The organism is Endozoicomonas sp. SESOKO2 (genome assembly GCF_024606245.1).
Classification (GTDB): Bacteria; Pseudomonadota; Gammaproteobacteria; order Pseudomonadales; family Endozoicomonadaceae; genus Endozoicomonas_A.
Genome location: NZ_JAHHPQ010000529.1, coordinates 1 through 16,753 on the forward strand (window position 1 = coordinate 1; position 16,753 = coordinate 16,753).

The following is a 16,753-nucleotide window of genomic DNA, read 5'->3' on the forward strand; positions in this document are numbered from 1 at the left end:
GGCTGTTCAAGGTGAGTTCTGCCGCTGGAAATGAAGCTTTTTTGAGCTTAATGTCCACCCTAAGAATCGGCACTCATAGTAACACATAACCTCTGGTTCAAGCGCCAGGCATCAGCGCATTCCTTTGAAACATTTGGTATTTTTAAGGAAGTATGACTATATTGACGTCTTCGTCTTGTTGTTATTTGTAGCCAGAAAATGCTACAAACTTTTTTATACGAGAAACTTCATGTTTAATAAACTATACCCTTTGCTTTTTTTTATATTTTCATTCTGCTCCTGGACTTGGGCGACCGTAGAAATCATTGGGCCAGACACTTTTACCTATACAGATAGTACAGGTAGTAAAAAAACTCGACAAATTCGTGGCTACACCAGGCCTGAGAATCTTGAGCAATATTTACAACTGGCCGCTGCTAACTCTGAAACCACCCTGAAGATTGATAGAGACCTCAAAGAGAGAAGAATAAGTAAAGTTTACTTTATTCAGTTTTCAGCTGATCCCGAAGGCATTGTTGACCAGAGTGAAAATATTGGTTTTATCGTCATTTTGAACGATGGAACAGCTCTCCTTAGTTTTGATTATTTATCCTCTCCAATGAAAATTGCAAGCACCTATGATCAAACCAAAGCAAGAGATAGACTAGAGTCTCATATTTACAATCATGCTGTACAATTCGGTTTTTTGGATCAAGGCTCAATGGAGTCTGTTTTATGGTCCATGCCCTCATCCTCGAATCAGAATTTCAAGCAATTAGGCTTTCGGAGAGACAAGAAAAAAACCACCAGATATCAAGCAACCTTTCTGATTCCCTATCTAAATCTATCGGGACAGGGAACCTTAGAAATAAGAAATATTGGCACCTACCAATACACTATTCTTGAGTCTGCTTCGGTACAGTTATAGGAAGCTAAAGCCAAATTCAGCGGCTACTGAAAGCAGCCTGTTGGTATTTTTGCAGGCTCTGGTCTCGAATAGTTAATATTCCTAACACACTTGTTCCTATTGATAGAACTCTTTGGCAACAGCATAGTCAAATTGATTACCAACAATCCAAACTGTTTCTTTCTTAAGGAGAATAAAATGCAAGGGATAGCTAAAGCAGCTCTATTACAACCAAGTACAAAAGGCGATTCAAACAAAGAAAGCCTATCTATAGATAACTTCGCCAATAAACCTGTAAGCCTTACATCTCTGAGCTTTACTTATTTCCCCAAAAGCCAATCTTTAATTTCTGCTGTAAAATTAACGGAAAGAGAGGCGATTCAACGAGATGTATTAACAATATATTACCCCAGAGGTAGCATTTATTTTGGCTCTGGTGAATGTCAAAATCAATTGGATTATGATATTGAAGATATGATTTTTAATAGTGATCTGGACCATAAAGCAGAGTTACATAAACCAGAGAATCCTACTAGAAAAAATGACGAGGCAAAAGGTTGGCACTGCCACATTAAAGTAAATAGAAAAGATCTTCCTGATTTTTTAGGGCGCGTTTTTATAAGGCATAAAGTAGATACGACTAACGATGCTTCTCATAAAAGTCAATTTTTGTATTCGATGTCGGCGCTTAGAGAAACACCCAGTCTTGGTGGGCTTACTTTTAAAGATGGGAGCATTACACAAAATGCTGAATGTACCGATATGAAAAAAAGTTTACCTTTAAATACAGATAGCTTTAGTTCAGTTGAGTATATTGATTAATGCTCATAACACCCGCTTCAGCCACGTGCCTGAGGCGCAACGGATGGTGGGACGAAGTCTCAAAACGAAATGGTATCATTTGTTAGCTGTTATGCTTGTTTTTCAAAGATAAGTACAATGAAAAAATATATTTTAATAATCGCAATATGCTGCTCATTAGTAATTCAACATGCAAAGTCAGACACCTCGCTCTTAAAAACAGAGGATGAATTTAACTCTTTGCACACATTAATAAATATGAGCCTCACAGACTCAGGCTCACTGAATATAGAAGATAAAGAATCCAACATAATGATCGTTCTAATAAAAGAGTTAGATTTTAACAATCAACTTTATTATGGATTATTATCAGGTGCAATACATTCTATACAATGTCAAATTTTGGCTATTTTCGTTTTACGCCCTCTGTCATTAATACATGACCCATACAATGGAGAATTAAAATTTAATGAGGCTATTATAGGAGCTGTCATTGAAGAGGTGATATTTAATGGACACTTACTCCGTTTAATCAATTTCTCTATAGAATCTGCAACTAATAGAATCAACAATCATGATGAAAAAATATTTATTTTTAGTAACATCATCAAATCTACATTGTTTGGACTTTTACATCTTACCAACCCTAACCCATTAATGGCACAAGTCGTGATGTCAACGATAAACTCATTCAGTAGAGGACTGCTTTCTAAACATTATGGTTTACTAAGTGCGACAGTATCTCATGTTACTTTCAACTCCATTGGCTGTTTAATCTACCTTTATAAAGGAAACTCTTTTTAGCAGCTAACCGCTATTAGAAGTCAAACGTGCGACGTTAGATATTATACTCCCCAAGTCTTCCTCAGAACCTCCTCAGTTTTTTTATTCTTAGTCAAAGTAATTTTGATAACTTTCAAAATCTGCTTTAGCTTTCAGATATTCTTGGCCTCCCGGAAAGCCTTTGTTTTTGTCGGGAGGTAAAAATAAAAGCTCTGTTAAAACTTCATTATTTTTTCTTTTCCACTTGACTTCATACCTTGGCAATATAAGTGATAAGAAGTCCCCCGACTCCTTTGTAAATCCAAACCAACGACCTGTATACCAGTACAAATCATCATCTAAAGACACACCTATTGGTCGTTCTGAATATTCATGTTTTATTCGACTAAATATAGGAAACGCACCAAAAAAGCCAGCCAAATAAGAACTTTCAGGCAAATCAAAACTAAAAAACGTGCAACCACCTCCGTATGCAGAGTTTATTTCGGAGACAACTTTAACACCCATGTAGTTATATTCAAAAAAATCCATGGATAAGTCTTCGGGCAATTTCTGTATAGGGTGAAGATCTATTCTATTTCCTCGTTCGTCTCCCAAGTAAAATTTATTCTCATATTGATCAGCTTGTTGTCCAATTTCTTGCCTTGTCGCTTCACTTAGCTTTAAAATCAGGTAACCTTTTTCACATTGGTCGGGAGAAGCCTTAACTACGCTGCCCACTGCAAGAAACAATAAAAAGAAACAGTAATACACTTTTGATACCTTTCTCAATCAACGAAAAAGCTATTATAACTCAAAGGAGTGATACTTAATCTTAAACTAACAAGCGGTATCGCCCCCTAAATTACGGACAACAAACTCACTCATGTGTATCCGAAGCTTCCAGTTTCGCGTAAAGTCATTTGTGATCAACAGTTTAGCTGCATCGTTGGATAGTACTTTTTTCCTTTAAACAATAAGTCATTATCCAGATATTTTCTTCATTTACGAAGTGATTCTACTGTATATTACACAATATTTTGCCCAATCTGCCGCTAGACGATCTATATTCGAAGATCTTGTTATAATCCGATGGAACACAGGGACATATCGGGTTCGTTGTTGCTTAAATTACACCAGTAGCCATGGAAAACATTGGTGTTTCAGTAATGAAAAGCACTAAGGTAAGATACCAACATGCCTGTTATCACACTGTCTAACCGGGCCTACCCGGTGGATAAAAACCGGTGCCTGCTGGACTCTTTACTGGCAAAAGGTGAAAAAATACCTTTTTCCTGTCGTTCAGGTATCTGTCATGCCTGCATGATGAAAGCCGACTTGGGACAACCCACCAAACAGAGCCAGATTTCCCTGAGCAGTGAAAAAGTCCGTGAAGGGTATTTTCTGGCGTGCCAGTGTCTGCCTGAAAATGATATGACCGTCTCCCTGCCCTCCAGAAGCCACACTCAAGCCGCTATTACTGCGAAACAATTCTTAAGCCCCACTGTCGTGGCCCTGACGCTCGCTCTCCGGCATCCGATGAGCTATTCCCCCGGCCAACACATCTGTATAGACGTAGGACAACAGCTGCAAAAAGAGTGTTATCTGGCGTCAATGCCAAACCTTGATCAATCGATGGTCATCCATATCCAGCGTAAGGTGGCAGACCCTTTCAGCACCTGGGCGCACGATGCTGCCAGAGCAGGACAGCGAGTCAGCATCAGCAGCCCCCGTGGATTAAATCTTTGTGGAAATCTGCTCGATACCCCTGACCAAATCCTTATTGCCCAGGAAATAGGGCTGGCCCCCTTGCTGGCTTATGCCCGTGAAGCTCTGGGCAATATTGAGTCCTCATCACATCTTAGAATTCATCTAATCCACGAAACATACAGCAGCGACGAACATTACGGTCTTGGGTCGTTGGAAGCACTCTCGCAAATGGATCAATTCAGCTACACCCTGACCACAGGGCGACAGGACTATGGACAATGGCTGGACTCGGCATTATCAGAGGCCTCATCGATTAGAGTGATTTGCGCCGGTGACATCACCTTCAGCACATCTATTGAGTACACCTGTTCTCTTCGAGCAGGTATCGAATGCATCACTTTGAACAGTGAACTTTCCTGATCCACTTTCCCTTCGCAACCCACACTCTTCCTGTTAATCTAAAATCATCTATCTGATCGTCTCGGCAAGATTAAAAAGGTGGAATGGAAGTATGACTATGCAAGATCGAGTCAGTGACAAACTGACAGCTGCCCTGGAGCTTGAACACTTTGAAATATTCAATGAAAGCCATAGGCACAATGTGCCATCGGGCTCTGAATCCCATTTTAAAGTGGTTCTGGTTAGCCAGGCATTTGAAGACACAATGCCGGTTAAACGCCACCAGCTGATTTACAAAATCCTCTCCGATGAAATGCAAGGGGGCATTCATGCCCTGGCCCTTCATACTTATACCCCCGGTGAGTGGAACGAGCGTAAAGGACAAGCACCTGACAGTCCGGACTGCAGAGGTGGCAGCAATTGACATGCGACCTTATATGATAGGGAATCTTTCTGGGGTGGGATTGTCTGAGTAAAGGAGCTAAACAAACAACTCATTTCCTTGAAGAGGCATTTAAAATGAATAGTGTGACAGGAGATAATGTGCACGGTAATTCCAATAGTATTCCCTCAAAGGGCGAAACGCTTGCGGAATTTCAAACACGAGAACCGGTGAATTTCGGACAGTATCAGGTTAAAGTATTGATGACTTATGTCGACAGTATGCATTCTGCGAAATTTACCCAATATGTTGGAAAAGATGTTAAAAATTTCGATTCACGTCGAGAAGCATTGGACTCCGAACAGCGATTAATTCCCGGACAAATCAAGTCTATCACCGATACCATGATAAACGGGGTCAAGCAGTTAGAGCATTATCGTTCTCTGGATTACATTGAACCCAGGTATAATCCTGATAATGTTAAGAATGAAGAAGCGAAAGAATTTGTAGTCGCTGTGATGGAAGAGATTGCAAGTGATATTAAGCAAGTTGAAAAGCATATTGAGCGTTCATCTTCTGCGGCAACCAATGCCAGTCAAGCAATCGCTCACCAAGAGGAGAGGCCCTGATAACAATGTGCACTACTTCGAAATATCCAATCCAGTCCTTCTTCGATTGATTGATAGAATGTAAAATCCTTCGCCCCGGATCTGAAGTGGAGAGCCCCCGACGTGTGCGGCGGTGTACAATTCGAGCTGGATGGTCAGACCATCAAAACCTATTTCCCAAATCCCAAAGCCCGCCTGCCGGTGTTGAGCCGACAGGGTCAGCAGGTTCTGGTTCCCTGGGGTCGCCGCGAGAGTCAGCCAGGCCTTACACCACAGGGAGGCTGGGCAAGACTGGAGTCCATTAAAAAGGGTATCTGGAACCGGTTTAGCCCCAGGCCCGTCAAAATCAGCGTTGATGCTTTTATGGAAAAAGATGAAGCGGGGGAGAGCCACTGGTTTCTCCTGGAAAAACAGCAGTTTATCCAGGGGCTGATCGCTACTGATGGCCCTTTTACCCGACTGTATGTCGTGACCGAAGAAAACGAACAAAGTTGTCACAAGAGTCATCGCTGGCCCAGAGTGATCGATGCCCCGGAACCCCTCAGAGCCCCTTCAGAAGGACTCTTTTAGCAGACGATCTCGGTAAATCATACTTTTCAAAAGACAAACATTAGTAGACACTCTACCCCAGTTAAAGCAAATACCTTAATCAAACAACGGCTCGCACCATGACAGCTTATAAAAAAATTCGCCGACTTTTTACTCTGCCTCTTGCTCTGCCTTTTGTGCTTGTCAGCGCCCTGCTACTCACAGCTTGCTCAACGCAGCAAAAAATTGATACTGAAGAACAACCCTTCAGCGGCTATCTAGAAAACTATGAAAGATTGACTGCTTTTGATGATGATACCGCCATGCGCTGGGTCAGCGGCGATCTGAAAAAGTATAAAAAGGTTTATCTTGAGCCCGTCAATCTGTTCCCAAATTACAACGCCACCAATGATGCCCAGCGCGAAGTAGCCACTAAAGTCGCTGACTACCTGAACAATGGTTTCAGGGAAGGCCTGAAGCAGCGAGGAATACTGGCAGAAAAACCCGGACCCGGTGTTTTGGTTATTCAGCCAGCCATTACCGGCATTGTGTCAGAGATGAAGGATCTTAAACCCAGACAATTTGTTCTCCCCGTCGCCGTTGCCAGAACCCTGATCAAAACAGCCACCGACCGTCTGGATTACATCGTGGCTCTGTATTTGGAAGTGCAATTGAGAGATGGCAAAACAGGCAGACTGGAAGGTGAGGTGCTGCGTAAAGGAATCAACAAGCAATCGGACAACGACAAAGTCACCAAAGAAGATGTCAAAGCCGTTCTGGATGACTGGCTGGACTTCTACAGCCGTGGCCTGGACAAGCTAACCCATAAAGATCAGTAAAAATCACCAACATGGCTGCCTGTCGGGCTCATCAGGCAGCCTGCTCTTAATCCCCCCATACACTCAGGAGACCGAGGTGTGTAAACCACACTCACGGTTACCAATGACTTTGGTAGGGTCATAGTAATCTTCTTCAATGGGAAGGTCGTTCATTACCAGGTACTCTTCAACATCCAGCTCTGTCCAGTTCAACAGAGGGGCTACCCGGTAATAACCGTCTTTGGTTTCACTGACGACCTCCAAACCCTGACGAAAAGCTGTCTGGTCTTTTCTGATAGCCGTCAACCAATAGTCAGGAGAAAAACTCTGCATGGCCCGTCCAAAAGGCTCCAGTTTGACCTGTCGGGTAAACTCGTCATGCGCTGGCGTATCCACCTCTGGCACACCACCCATGATGGCATCACGATAGGCACGACTGTATTCCGGGTGATAAATCTGAATGTTCAATTCCAACGTTTGGATCAGATCCCGGGCGAAGCGATAGGTCGCCCGTGTGCCGTAACCAGAATCAATCCAGATCACCGGCAAATCCGGTTGAATCCGGGTGGACATATGCAGAATGGCAGCTTCGTGAGGACCAAAGTTAGTGGTAACCACCGGCTTCATAGCCTTTTGCAGAGCCCAGCGGATAATCTCTTGTGGCGAGCGCTCGGCAAGCTCACGGTTAATGGTCTCCAGATCCATTGATTCCCCCGAAATACTTATTCTTTAACATTTGTGTCTTGGTTTAGCCAAACTATAGGTGATGAGGTTCCCGGGAGGCAATGGATCGTCTAGAACATATCTTTCTTTGCAAATAGTGAGTTGGACTAATGCCCCAGAAACTTGTCAGATTTAAAACAATGTCAAAAAGAGGATTAAAATCAGATCTTACGTACCACATGAAGGCCATGTCTGACGGGTAAAAGAACATTATCCAGATCCGCCCTGGAAGACAGATAGCGGTTCAGCTTTGCAATCACCTCATCCCGCTCATCCAGAGGGTTCAATACACCGCCTTTCCAGAGCGCATCGTCAATAACAATAACGCCTCCCTGCTTCAGCATGGGGAGAATCAGCTCCAGATATTCAAAGTATTTTTTCTTGTCGGCATCAATGAAAACAAAGTCGAGTTCTCCCTCAATGGTAGGGATGGTTTCCAATGCTTTGCCAAACAGTACTTTCAACTTATGAGAATGGGGTGATCGGTCAAAGAATTCCTCTGCAATAGCAATGGCACGAGGATTAGTTTCACAACAATAGATTTCACCATCCTCTGGCAGGGCTTCAGCCATGGATAAAGCCGCGTAGCCGGTGAACATGCCGATTTCCAACACCCTCTTGCTGTGACTTAAGGCTACCAGCAGTTTCAAGGTTTGCCCCACCATTCTTCCCGACATATTTCCCGGATAGCGGGTCCGGTCTTCTGTCGCCTGGGCCAGCTCTTTCAGAAGTGGCGACTCACCGCCGGTAATGTCATGGCAATATTGTTCGATATCGGGATTTACAATGACCGTCATGGCCTTTCCTTCACTGCATTAACGGGCAGATTCTATCAGGAGCCTGCTGAGTAAAAAATGCCTTTTAACCGTGCCCGACTGATACACTCATGGTAGGATTTGAAGCGGCTTCCCGAACACTCTGAGCAAGCCAGGAAGGAACAGAGGGCACTGGCAAAAATAAATAGAACCTATCACTCACTCAACTCTTGCAAGGCAGTAAACCGTGACAGAAAAACCCATTGTAGAAATAAACTATTGCAGCCAGTGCCAGTGGTTGCTCCGCTCCGCCTGGCTTGCTCAGGAATTGCTCAGTACGTTCAGCACCGATCTGGGAGAGGTGAGACTGAAGCCCGGAACAGGTGGTGTCTTTGTCATCACCCTGAACGGCAAACAGATCTGGGAAAGAAAACAGGACGGCGGCTTTCCGCAACCCAAGCAGATCAAACAGAAAGTCCGTGACCTGATAGATCCTGAACGGGATCTCGGACACAATGACCGTTCCTGATTTATGCTAGTCCGGCCAAAGAGAATCTCGCTACTTCCAGCAGGCTCTGACAGCATCCAGCTACTTTCAGAAGCCCCGATCGTGTCATATCAGGGGCTTCTTTCAAACCTTCAGGAAGACGGTTAAACCCAGTCGGAAGCAGGCTTTTTGCGGAATCGGATCATTGGCAAGAACAAACCCAGCAGAATACCTATTATGATCGTACCACTTCCATAGAGATACCAGCGCATACTGCTACTCCGAATCAGCTGGTTATTTTCAGCCTCTATTACCTCAATCCGGTTTTTCAACTGTAAATTTTCTTCCATCAATTGCTTGTTCCGACGATCCAGTGCCTGAGGATCAGCGGTCGCTTCTCTCAAGGCGATAAACTCAGAGGTTTTGTCGTCCAACAGCCCGGTGGTCTCTTCAAGAGTACCTTTAACATTGTCCAGCTCATCCTCAGTGGCAGATAATCCAGATTTTAGAGCCGTGTTCTCTTTGGTCAGTTGCGAAAGGTTTTCCAGCACCTTTGGCAGACGCTCTCTGGCAGGCTCCTCGACCACCAGATACTGACGGGGGATATACCCTTCTAATCCGTCAGCCGTTCTGACCTTGCTGTATCCTTCTCCGGCATCAGCTTCGAGAACTGTCATTCTCAGTCCTGTTTTCAGACCCCGGTGCAAAATCCGGTATTGAGCACCGGGCCCTGAACGCAGTGGGACATAAACAACATCAGTAACATAACGAGTTTCAGCCTGAACCGGTTCAGCCTGAACCATTGAACCCAGTAGCACTATAGCACCAAGGGACAAAAACAGTTTGTGTAAGGATTGTTTCACGTTTTCTCTCTTAGCCAGGCTGCCCTGCTATCAGAATGCTTCAGACAGGGCGAGGCGCCTGTATACCTTAATATCAAAATGACAGACTTCCGGAAGGAAAATCAGGGGAGTACTTTCTTGAATGGCTTCACACTCACAGAACGATAAACACCAGCGGCCACATAGGGGTCATCATCAGCCCATAATTGTGCGGCTTCGAGGCTATCAAATTCAGCGATAACAATACTGCCACTGAACCCGGCCTCACCCGGGTCATTACTGTCGATAGCAGGACAAGGGCCTGCCAGAACCAGGCGCCCCCGGGATTTTAGCACCTCAAGTCTTTCCAGGTGAGCAGGCCTGGCTGTCTTGCGCAGAGACAGACTATTTTCAACATCTTCACTGATGACTGCGTATAGCATTTATTTTTCCTCGGCCTGAATATGTCTTGAGATCACCAGGAACTGCAAGACGACAAAGACAAAAGTAAGAATCAGACTGCCGAACACCTTAAAGTCCACCCAGAACTCATGGAAGGTAAAGGCGACATAAAGGTTGGCGGCACCCAGAAGTGTAAAGAATATGACCCAGCTCAGATTCATACGAATCCAGATCTCATCGGGCAGGCTGATGGCATGTTCCATCATTCGCTGCACCAGTGGTTTTTGGCCAATAAACTGACTGCCCAGAAAGGCGGCAGCAAAGATCCAGTTTACAATCGGTGCTTTCCATTTCAGGAAGTTCTCGTCCTGAAAAGCCAGAGTCATACCACCGAATAAAACCACGGCTAACAGAGTAATAAGTTGGCTCTTCTCAAGAGTTTTGTTCTTGATGAAGCTGCCACCGTAAACAATGACAGATGTAATGATCAGGAAGAAAGTGCCACTGATGGCTCCTCCCACCTCAAGAGAATATCCGGCTACATCCACCATTCTGGGGTCCATTTTGTAGACCGTAAAAAAGATGATCAGTGGAATAAAATCAATCAGTTGCTTCATATTAAACCAGTCGGGTTACCTTGTGATTTACTTGGATATTTTGCTCAGGGCGGCTCACTAGCCGAATTCAGAGCTCGTTAAATCACCCTGTAGTTTACTATGGAACGACTTCATTGCCATGCCTGACCGGATCTATCCTGCCAATTTTTTAAAAGCCTTTACCGTTCCATTGGTGGTAGAGTGTACCGACAGTTACTACTTATTTGTATCGCAATGACCCTGAATGTCGACCTCCATTGCCACACCACCGCATCCGATGGTTCCATGGGACCGCTGGAAGTTTATGAACGAGCACGTGATCAAGGTGTCGATATACTGGCTATTACGGACCATGACTCGGTGGCCGCACACCAGTTTCTAAAGAATAAAACGCTCGAAGGCCCCAGGCTGATCACCGGGATGGAATTATCAACTACCTGGTCTGCGATGGAAATCCATATTGTTGGCCTTAATTTTTCCCTGTCACACCCGGATCTTGAAAAAATCATTCATCACCAGCGCTCTGCCAGAAAGCAGCGATCACTGCTAATCGCCAACCGCCTGGTGAAGAAACTGAAACTCGATATCAGTGCAGACGTTTTGATGGATGAAGTCATTGAACTGGCCTTAAACCGGCAGAAACAAACGGCTGACGGCTTTGTTTTATCGAGAAAAAATATCCAGACAGGCCGCCCTCACTTCGCCCATTGGTTGCTGGAAAAAGGCTACATCAATGAGTTGCAGGCGGCTTTTGATAAACATTTGTCGCATCAGAAAATAGGCAACTTGAAGGCCTTCTGGCCTCCCATGGGTCAGGCCGTAGCCTGGATCAGAGCTTTGAAAGGCTCGGCTGTATTAGCTCACCCGGGAAAATACAAAATGACCCGCACCAAACTCAGGGCTCTGGTCAGGGACTTCAAACTGGCAGGTGGCCACGCCCTTGAAGTCAGCAGCTGCCAGCAACCTCCCGGACAGCGGGAAACGTTGGCCAGACTTTGCCAGGACTTTGAACTTGGGGCTTCAAGAGCGAGTGACTTCCATACCCCTGCCAATCCGTGGGTAGAACTGGGCAGAGCACCAGAACTTCCCGATGATACCCTGCCTGTCTGGGAGAGCTGGTGGTCACCAAATGATCGCCATCGGCTTTAAATGTTCGCCATCGGCATTAAAGATGTCTGATCTGAGCGAACCATTATGATGAGAGGTTCTCTCTTTTCCCCATGCCCCGGAGGCTATTGTAAAAACCCTCCCCGGGAAAGATTGTCTGCCGCTTACGGGACCCGGCCTCTGTGCCGAGTGCTCCATAGTTAGCGGACCATCCATGCATTCGACTAACCGAGCGGTGGATGTCCTGTTTCGGCTGTGTTTCGGCCGTTTCGGCTATATCTCACAAAAGTAAGCAACACTGACATCTGTGTTATGAACTTTTTCCATTATTTCCTGCCAAACCTATTAACTTAGGATGAGGTTACGCAGCATGGATGCTCACTACTGTAATGATGTCTTGTTAACAATGCCATATGCCTCAGAAAATGACGGCACCTCAAAGTTGACTCCTGAACAGTTAAGACTCAAAGAGATTCAAGCACCCGCCTACTTTAATTCAAGAATTATAGAAATTTTAGAAAGCTGCGCCATTAAACATCGACTGAAGCATAATGAGCTACTGGTTGAACCGTCTGTTTATGGAGAGCATGAATCAACCATTCATAAAATCACATCGGATAGAGCAATCAAAAAAATGATTCCTGATCATTGTTTACTGTCCTTCAAATATTCAGAAAAAGACATAATGACCCCTATCCTATTGAAAAGTCATCGCCTTAATGAAGATATCATTGACGGCGTAGTCTTTGACTCTTTACCCATCGCCTACTTATCAGTGTCAACAGATGAACACGAACATAGCTGTATGCATGTTGCATCAAATCATTAACTAAAACCTCCGGATCGAACAGAATCGTTGCACTACCTTGCTTCAGTGGTATGATGCGCGCTCCATTATAACTGCAAGAGAATGGCAACCTGTCGACACCCCTTTGAACACAGTATCTAAAAGACGGTTCAAAGGTGCAGGTACCATGTACACAACAGCCATGAGTCAGTTTTTCCAGATTCATCCTGAGACGCCACAGCTTCGTCTGATTCGTCAGGCCGCAGAAATCCTGAGAGCCGGCGGGGTGATTGCCTACCCTACTGACTCAGCTTATGCTCTGGGCTGCCTGATTGGTGACAAAAAAGCGGTTGAGCGCATTCGCCAGATTCGTCGATTGGACGAAAAGCACAACTTCACACTGGTGTGCAGAGACCTCTCCGAACTGGCAACCTACGCCCAGGTCGACAATGTTCAATATCGTTTGCTGAAAAATCACACACCCGGTCCTTACACCTTTATCCTGAGAGGCACCCGGGAAGTTCCCCGCCGCCTGATGCACCCCAGAAGAAAGACCCTGGGCATACGAGTACCTCAATGCAGCATTGTCAGTGCCCTGCTCAATGAACTGGATGCTCCCATAATGAGTAGCACCTTACAGCTGCCGGGTGACAATGAGCCAATGCTGGACCCATACGACATTCGTGAAACACTTGAAAACCAGCTGGATCTGGTCATTGATGGTGGTTATAGGGGTATGGAGCCAACCACAGTGATCAGTTTGCTGGCGGACACGCCTGAAATCCTTCGGGAAGGTAAAGGCAATCCGGAACCGTTTCTCAGCTGAACAACGATCACTGTACGAATCTATTGTTGAAGAAATCCGATTCCATGACCGGAATTTTTCAGTCACTCATGACTGATTTATTCATGCCGTGTAAAAACACGCTTTTACCGTCGTGCAAACTGTCGTACCCTGTCAACTCAGGATTCTAACGGGAGAGCCTCTTGAGCGCTGTAGACTCACAGTCGCGTGTTCTGTCTGGCATGCGACCCACTGGCCGATTACATCTTGGCCATTATCATGGGGTATTGAAAAACTGGCTTCGGCTGCAACATGAATATGAGTGTTTTTTCTTCGTAGCTGACTGGCACGCACTGACCACTCACTACGAAGAGCCAGAAAAACTGGAAGACTCCGTCTGGGACATGGTCATTGACTGGCTGGCAACTGGCATCAATCCGGGTTCGGCCACCCTGTTCATTCAGTCCAGAGTTCCGGAACATGCAGAATTGAATCTGCTGCTCTCCATGATCACACCGCTCTCCTGGCTGGAACGAGTACCCAGTTACAAGGATCAGCAGGAAAAACTGAAGGAAAAAGATCTCTCCACCTTCGGATTCCTTGGCTATCCATTGCTGCAAAGCGCCGATATCCTTGCCTACCGTGCAGGACTGGTACCCGTCGGAGCTGACCAGGAAGCCCATATAGAGATCACCCGGGAAATCGCCAGACGCTTCAACCATCTTTATGGACGAGAGCCCGGCTTTGAGGATAATGCCGAGGCAGCCATCGGTAAAATGGGTCGAAAAACCGCCAACCTTTACCGCAAGCTCCGTCGAGCCTATCTTGAACACGGGGATGACGAAGCCTTGGCTACGGCCAAGGCGCTGTTGAAAGAGCAGAGCAACATCACTCTGGGCGATCAGGAGCGACTCTTTGGCTATCTGGAAGGTACAGGCAAGGTTATCCTGCCGGAGCCTCAGGCTCTGCTCACTGAACAGGCCCGTATGCCGGGCCTCGATGGTCAGAAAATGTCCAAGTCCTGCGGTAATACCATCAGCCTCAGGGAAGATCAGGACGGTGTTGCGTCGAAACTGAAAAAAATGCCCACAGACCCGGCCCGCATTCGCAGGAATGATCCGGGCGAACCGGAAAAGTGTCCGGTCTGGCAGCTTCACCAAGTCTATTCAGATGAGCAGCGCAGAGACTGGGTTCAAGAGGGTTGTCGCTCAGCAGGTATCGGCTGTCTGGACTGCAAAAAACCTCTGATTGAAGCGATTCAGGCCGAATTGGAGCCTATTCGCACGGAAGCCAGAGAACTGGAAAACAATCCCGATGTCGTGAAAAGTATCATTGCCGAAGGGACCGAAAAGACACGGGACGAAGCCCAGGACACCCTCAGGGAGGTCCGGGAAGCCATAGGACTGGACTATCGTTGAACACTGTGTTTCAGTGATGTAACAGCCATTGCAAAATACGGGTCAGGTTTTAAGCCTGATCATCATAAAAAGCAGTTTCACCGTCAGGAGCCTGGTCGGTCAAGCTGCTTTTTTTCAGCTAGAGGATTTACAACAGGGTGATGCATCAATGACCTCCACGGAAACCGTGGCTGAGCCCGGAAAACAACTCCCTGCAGAGCTGGCACCGGAAACTCAATCAGGCTCTGAGCCTGCAATCATTGAACACCAGATACGGGTTATGGGTCAGCCCATGGCTAAGTTGCCTGACGACCTTTACATCCCACCGGATGCCCTGCAGGTCTTTCTGGAAGCCTTTGAAGGCCCTCTCGACCTGCTGCTCTATCTGATCAAACGCAACAACATGGACATCCTGAACATAAAGGTAGCTGTCATTACAGAGCAATACATGCAGTATGTAGAATTGATGGAATCAGGACAATTCGAGCTGGCAGCAGAATACCTTGTCATGGCCGCTACACTGGCCGAAATCAAATCCCGCATGCTGCTGCCACGAGTCTCTGAGGACGAAGACGAGGAAGAAGATCCCCGTGCTGAGCTCATTCGTCGACTGCAAGAATATGAGCGTTTCAAGAAAGCCGCAGAAGATATTGACCAACTGCCCAGGATGACTCGGGATCTTCATGAAGCCAATGCTGCCCCACCCAACCTTGAGCAGGATCGCCCCCATCCGGCAGTCGATCTCAAGGAGATCATGTTGGCCATGGGAGAGGTGCTCCGCCGGTCAGAAATGTACGTCAATCATCAGGTTGAACAGGAGGCTCTGTCCACCCGTGAGCGTATGAGTGAGGTCCTGTCCATGCTGACATCTGAACGCTTCACCCCCTTTGTTGCCCTGTTCCGGCTGGAGGAAGGCAAACTCGGTGTCGTCGTTACCTTTATGGCGGTGATGGAACTGATCAAGGAATCCCTGATCGAATTGATACAGAATGAACCTTTTGGTCCCATTCACGTTAAGGCCCGGATTGACTAATGGAAGCAGAACAGCTGCAACGCATCCTGGAAGGAGCCCTGCTGGCCAGCCAGAAACCCCTGACTGAAGAAAAGCTGGCCGCCCTGTTCCCCGAAGACCTTTACCCCGAGGAAGAGCGTCCGGATGGCAACCAGATCCGCGAAGCTCTGGTGTCCATCTCTGAAGCCTGTGAGGGACGGGGCTTTGAACTCAAAAAGGTGGCATCGGGTTACCGCTTCCAGGTCAGACAGGAACTATCCACCTGGGTTGGCAGACTCTGGGAAGAAAAACCACAGCGCTACACACGGGCACTGCTGGAAACTCTGGCACTCATCGCCTATCGTCAGCCAATCACCCGGGGGGAAATTGAAGACATCCGGGGGGTAGCCGTCAGCAGTAACATCATACGAACCCTTCAGGATCGTGAATGGGTACGTGTGGTGGGTCACCGGGATGTGCCGGGTCGCCCGGCCATGTTTGCCACAACTCGTCAGTTTCTGGATTATTTTAATCTGGAAAACCTCAATGAACTGCCCCCCCTATCCGAGATTCGTAATCTGGAGGAAGCTGCCCGGGAGCTGGCTGAAGCCAACGATCAGAGGGAGCCAACGACAGAGGACGCAGAAGATCAGGAGGCCATTGAGATTGAAGGTCAATCCTCTGATGAGCTATTTGCCGAACTGGATGAATTGGAAGCCGATCTGCCAGACAACTTTGATGACCTGATCCGTAAAAAGAAAGCCGAAGCACCAGAGCAAGAAGAGCAGTTAGTTGAACAGGACATTCAGACATCAGAGAAACTGACAGAACTTCCCACTGAAGGCGATGAAACTCGATATCAGACGACCGATATGCCCATTGAGGAAGAGCCCGCTCCTGAAGCAGAAATATCCGGGGAAATATCAAACGAAAGAACTGACCCCTGAACCATGTCTGATCACTCAGCATAACAGCAGCGGAAATCCACGCTGTCTTAACCTATATTAAG

At 46.4% G+C, this 16,753-nt stretch carries 21 protein-coding genes; 15 read left to right on the forward strand and 6 right to left on the reverse strand.

Annotated features, from left to right (window positions below; translation table 11 throughout):
* Positions 1–229 precede the first annotated feature (229 nt).
* The 3 genes from KDK17_RS12795 to KDK17_RS12805 all read left to right on the forward strand — a co-directional run bounded on the left by KDK17_RS12795 (position 230) and on the right by KDK17_RS12805 (position 2,491).
* A complete protein-coding gene (locus KDK17_RS12795; RefSeq protein ID WP_257254193.1) occupies positions 230–907 on the forward strand; it encodes a hypothetical protein in 678 nt (225 codons plus the stop codon).
* A 177-nt stretch (positions 908–1,084) separates the two neighbouring features.
* Positions 1,085–1,708 carry a hypothetical protein gene (locus tag KDK17_RS12800; protein WP_257288216.1) on the forward strand — a complete coding sequence of 208 codons (624 nt, stop codon included), beginning with the start codon at positions 1,085–1,087 and terminating at the stop codon, positions 1,706–1,708.
* 117 nt (positions 1,709–1,825) lie between these two features.
* A complete protein-coding gene (locus KDK17_RS12805) occupies positions 1,826–2,491 on the forward strand; it encodes a type II CAAX prenyl endopeptidase Rce1 family protein (protein ID WP_257276414.1) in 666 nt (221 codons plus the stop codon).
* An 87-nt stretch (positions 2,492–2,578) separates the two neighbouring features.
* Here the strand turns inward: KDK17_RS12805 and KDK17_RS12810 are convergent, their stop codons facing one another.
* Positions 2,579–3,223: a hypothetical protein gene (locus KDK17_RS12810; protein WP_257288217.1), complete on the reverse strand. Its 645-nt coding sequence runs from the start codon at positions 3,221–3,223 to the stop codon at positions 2,579–2,581.
* 423 nt (positions 3,224–3,646) lie between these two features.
* Between KDK17_RS12810 and KDK17_RS12815 the strand changes: the two genes are divergently transcribed.
* From KDK17_RS12815 to KDK17_RS12835, 5 genes are all read left to right on the forward strand, one after another.
* Entirely contained in the window at positions 3,647–4,579 is a 933-nt protein-coding gene (locus KDK17_RS12815; protein WP_257281063.1) for a 2Fe-2S iron-sulfur cluster-binding protein, read from the forward strand.
* A gap of 91 nt (positions 4,580–4,670) precedes the next feature.
* Positions 4,671–4,982 carry a BolA family transcriptional regulator gene (locus tag KDK17_RS12820; protein ID WP_257275798.1) on the forward strand — a complete coding sequence of 104 codons (312 nt, stop codon included), beginning with the start codon at positions 4,671–4,673 and terminating at the stop codon, positions 4,980–4,982.
* 95 nt (positions 4,983–5,077) lie between these two features.
* Positions 5,078–5,569 carry a hypothetical protein gene (locus KDK17_RS12825; protein WP_257275799.1) on the forward strand — a complete coding sequence of 164 codons (492 nt, stop codon included), beginning with the start codon at positions 5,078–5,080 and terminating at the stop codon, positions 5,567–5,569.
* A 102-nt stretch (positions 5,570–5,671) separates the two neighbouring features.
* Positions 5,672–6,118 carry a hypothetical protein gene (locus KDK17_RS12830; protein ID WP_257275800.1) on the forward strand — a complete coding sequence of 149 codons (447 nt, stop codon included), beginning with the start codon at positions 5,672–5,674 and terminating at the stop codon, positions 6,116–6,118.
* Positions 6,119–6,216: 98 nt separating this feature from the next.
* Positions 6,217–6,915 (forward strand): DUF3313 domain-containing protein, encoded by a 699-nt coding sequence (locus tag KDK17_RS12835; RefSeq protein WP_257275801.1) that lies wholly within the window; start codon positions 6,217–6,219, stop codon positions 6,913–6,915.
* A gap of 63 nt (positions 6,916–6,978) precedes the next feature.
* Here KDK17_RS12835 and KDK17_RS12840 read toward each other — a convergent pair whose 3' ends face one another.
* Together KDK17_RS12840 and KDK17_RS12845 are read right to left on the reverse strand one after the other, a co-directional pair.
* A complete protein-coding gene (locus KDK17_RS12840; protein WP_257275802.1) occupies positions 6,979–7,599 on the reverse strand; it encodes a phosphoadenosine phosphosulfate reductase family protein in 621 nt (206 codons plus the stop codon).
* A 179-nt stretch (positions 7,600–7,778) separates the two neighbouring features.
* Positions 7,779–8,414, reverse strand: a complete 636-nt coding sequence (locus tag KDK17_RS12845; protein ID WP_257255403.1) for an O-methyltransferase — start codon at positions 8,412–8,414, stop codon at positions 7,779–7,781.
* A 205-nt stretch (positions 8,415–8,619) separates the two neighbouring features.
* On the opposite strand from KDK17_RS12845, the gene KDK17_RS12850 reads away from it, so the two are divergent.
* Positions 8,620–8,901, forward strand: coding sequence for a SelT/SelW/SelH family protein (locus KDK17_RS12850; protein WP_257255404.1), 282 nt, complete (start codon positions 8,620–8,622; stop codon positions 8,899–8,901).
* A gap of 122 nt (positions 8,902–9,023) precedes the next feature.
* Here the strand turns inward: KDK17_RS12850 and KDK17_RS12855 are convergent, their stop codons facing one another.
* The 3 genes from KDK17_RS12855 to ispZ form a co-directional block, all read right to left on the reverse strand.
* On the reverse strand, positions 9,024–9,722 hold the full coding sequence (locus KDK17_RS12855; protein ID WP_257275804.1) for a TIGR04211 family SH3 domain-containing protein: 699 nt from the start codon (positions 9,720–9,722) through the stop codon (positions 9,024–9,026).
* 101 nt (positions 9,723–9,823) lie between these two features.
* On the reverse strand, positions 9,824–10,123 hold the full coding sequence (locus KDK17_RS12860; protein WP_257275805.1) for a YciI family protein: 300 nt from the start codon (positions 10,121–10,123) through the stop codon (positions 9,824–9,826).
* Complete coding sequence (gene ispZ, locus KDK17_RS12865; protein ID WP_257275806.1) at positions 10,124–10,699, reverse strand: septation protein IspZ; 576 nt, start codon at positions 10,697–10,699, stop codon at positions 10,124–10,126. It abuts the gene before it with no gap.
* Between the two features lie 180 nt (positions 10,700–10,879).
* Here ispZ and KDK17_RS12870 point away from each other — a divergent pair, with 180 nt between their 5' ends.
* The 6 genes from KDK17_RS12870 to scpB all read left to right on the forward strand — a co-directional run bounded on the left by KDK17_RS12870 (position 10,880) and on the right by scpB (position 16,691).
* Positions 10,880–11,827 carry a PHP domain-containing protein gene (locus tag KDK17_RS12870; RefSeq protein WP_257281066.1) on the forward strand — a complete coding sequence of 316 codons (948 nt, stop codon included), beginning with the start codon at positions 10,880–10,882 and terminating at the stop codon, positions 11,825–11,827.
* Positions 11,828–12,155: 328 nt separating this feature from the next.
* Positions 12,156–12,614 carry a hypothetical protein gene (locus KDK17_RS12875; RefSeq protein ID WP_257288218.1) on the forward strand — a complete coding sequence of 153 codons (459 nt, stop codon included), beginning with the start codon at positions 12,156–12,158 and terminating at the stop codon, positions 12,612–12,614.
* Positions 12,615–12,774: 160 nt separating this feature from the next.
* Positions 12,775–13,398: an L-threonylcarbamoyladenylate synthase gene (locus tag KDK17_RS12880; protein WP_257275843.1), complete on the forward strand. Its 624-nt coding sequence runs from the start codon at positions 12,775–12,777 to the stop codon at positions 13,396–13,398.
* A 161-nt stretch (positions 13,399–13,559) separates the two neighbouring features.
* Positions 13,560–14,774, forward strand: a complete 1,215-nt coding sequence (locus tag KDK17_RS12885) for a tryptophan--tRNA ligase (protein WP_257275812.1) — start codon at positions 13,560–13,562, stop codon at positions 14,772–14,774.
* Positions 14,775–14,922: 148 nt separating this feature from the next.
* A complete protein-coding gene (locus tag KDK17_RS12890) occupies positions 14,923–15,786 on the forward strand; it encodes a ScpA family protein (RefSeq protein ID WP_373690692.1) in 864 nt (287 codons plus the stop codon).
* Positions 15,786–16,691, forward strand: coding sequence for an SMC-Scp complex subunit ScpB (gene scpB / locus KDK17_RS12895; RefSeq protein WP_257254257.1), 906 nt, complete (start codon positions 15,786–15,788; stop codon positions 16,689–16,691). The genes KDK17_RS12890 and scpB overlap by 1 nt, the downstream gene beginning before the upstream one ends.
* The last annotated feature ends 62 nt before the right edge of the window (positions 16,692–16,753 follow it).

What these genes read in the sequence shown, in the direction of transcription:
- KDK17_RS12875 (WP_257288218.1), top strand. Translation starts at nt 12,156, where the DNA reads ATGGATGCTCACTACTGTAATGATGTCTTGTTAACAATGCCATATGCC.
- KDK17_RS12840 (WP_257275802.1), bottom strand. Translation starts at nt 7,599, where the DNA reads ATGGATCTGGAGACCATTAACCGTGAGCTTGCCGAGCGCTCGCCACAA.
- KDK17_RS12800 (WP_257288216.1), top strand. Translation starts at nt 1,085, where the DNA reads ATGCAAGGGATAGCTAAAGCAGCTCTATTACAACCAAGTACAAAAGGC.
- KDK17_RS12835 (WP_257275801.1), top strand. Translation starts at nt 6,217, where the DNA reads ATGACAGCTTATAAAAAAATTCGCCGACTTTTTACTCTGCCTCTTGCT.
- KDK17_RS12820 (WP_257275798.1), top strand. Translation starts at nt 4,671, where the DNA reads ATGACTATGCAAGATCGAGTCAGTGACAAACTGACAGCTGCCCTGGAG.
- KDK17_RS12890 (WP_373690692.1), top strand. Translation starts at nt 14,923, where the DNA reads ATGACCTCCACGGAAACCGTGGCTGAGCCCGGAAAACAACTCCCTGCA.
- KDK17_RS12860 (WP_257275805.1), bottom strand. Translation starts at nt 10,123, where the DNA reads ATGCTATACGCAGTCATCAGTGAAGATGTTGAAAATAGTCTGTCTCTG.
- KDK17_RS12825 (WP_257275799.1), top strand. Translation starts at nt 5,078, where the DNA reads ATGAATAGTGTGACAGGAGATAATGTGCACGGTAATTCCAATAGTATT.
- KDK17_RS12795 (WP_257254193.1), top strand. Translation starts at nt 230, where the DNA reads ATGTTTAATAAACTATACCCTTTGCTTTTTTTTATATTTTCATTCTGC.
- KDK17_RS12815 (WP_257281063.1), top strand. Translation starts at nt 3,647, where the DNA reads ATGCCTGTTATCACACTGTCTAACCGGGCCTACCCGGTGGATAAAAAC.
- scpB (WP_257254257.1), top strand. Translation starts at nt 15,786, where the DNA reads ATGGAAGCAGAACAGCTGCAACGCATCCTGGAAGGAGCCCTGCTGGCC.
- ispZ (WP_257275806.1), bottom strand. Translation starts at nt 10,699, where the DNA reads ATGAAGCAACTGATTGATTTTATTCCACTGATCATCTTTTTTACGGTC.
- KDK17_RS12845 (WP_257255403.1), bottom strand. Translation starts at nt 8,414, where the DNA reads ATGACGGTCATTGTAAATCCCGATATCGAACAATATTGCCATGACATT.
- KDK17_RS12880 (WP_257275843.1), top strand. Translation starts at nt 12,775, where the DNA reads ATGAGTCAGTTTTTCCAGATTCATCCTGAGACGCCACAGCTTCGTCTG.
- KDK17_RS12805 (WP_257276414.1), top strand. Translation starts at nt 1,826, where the DNA reads ATGAAAAAATATATTTTAATAATCGCAATATGCTGCTCATTAGTAATT.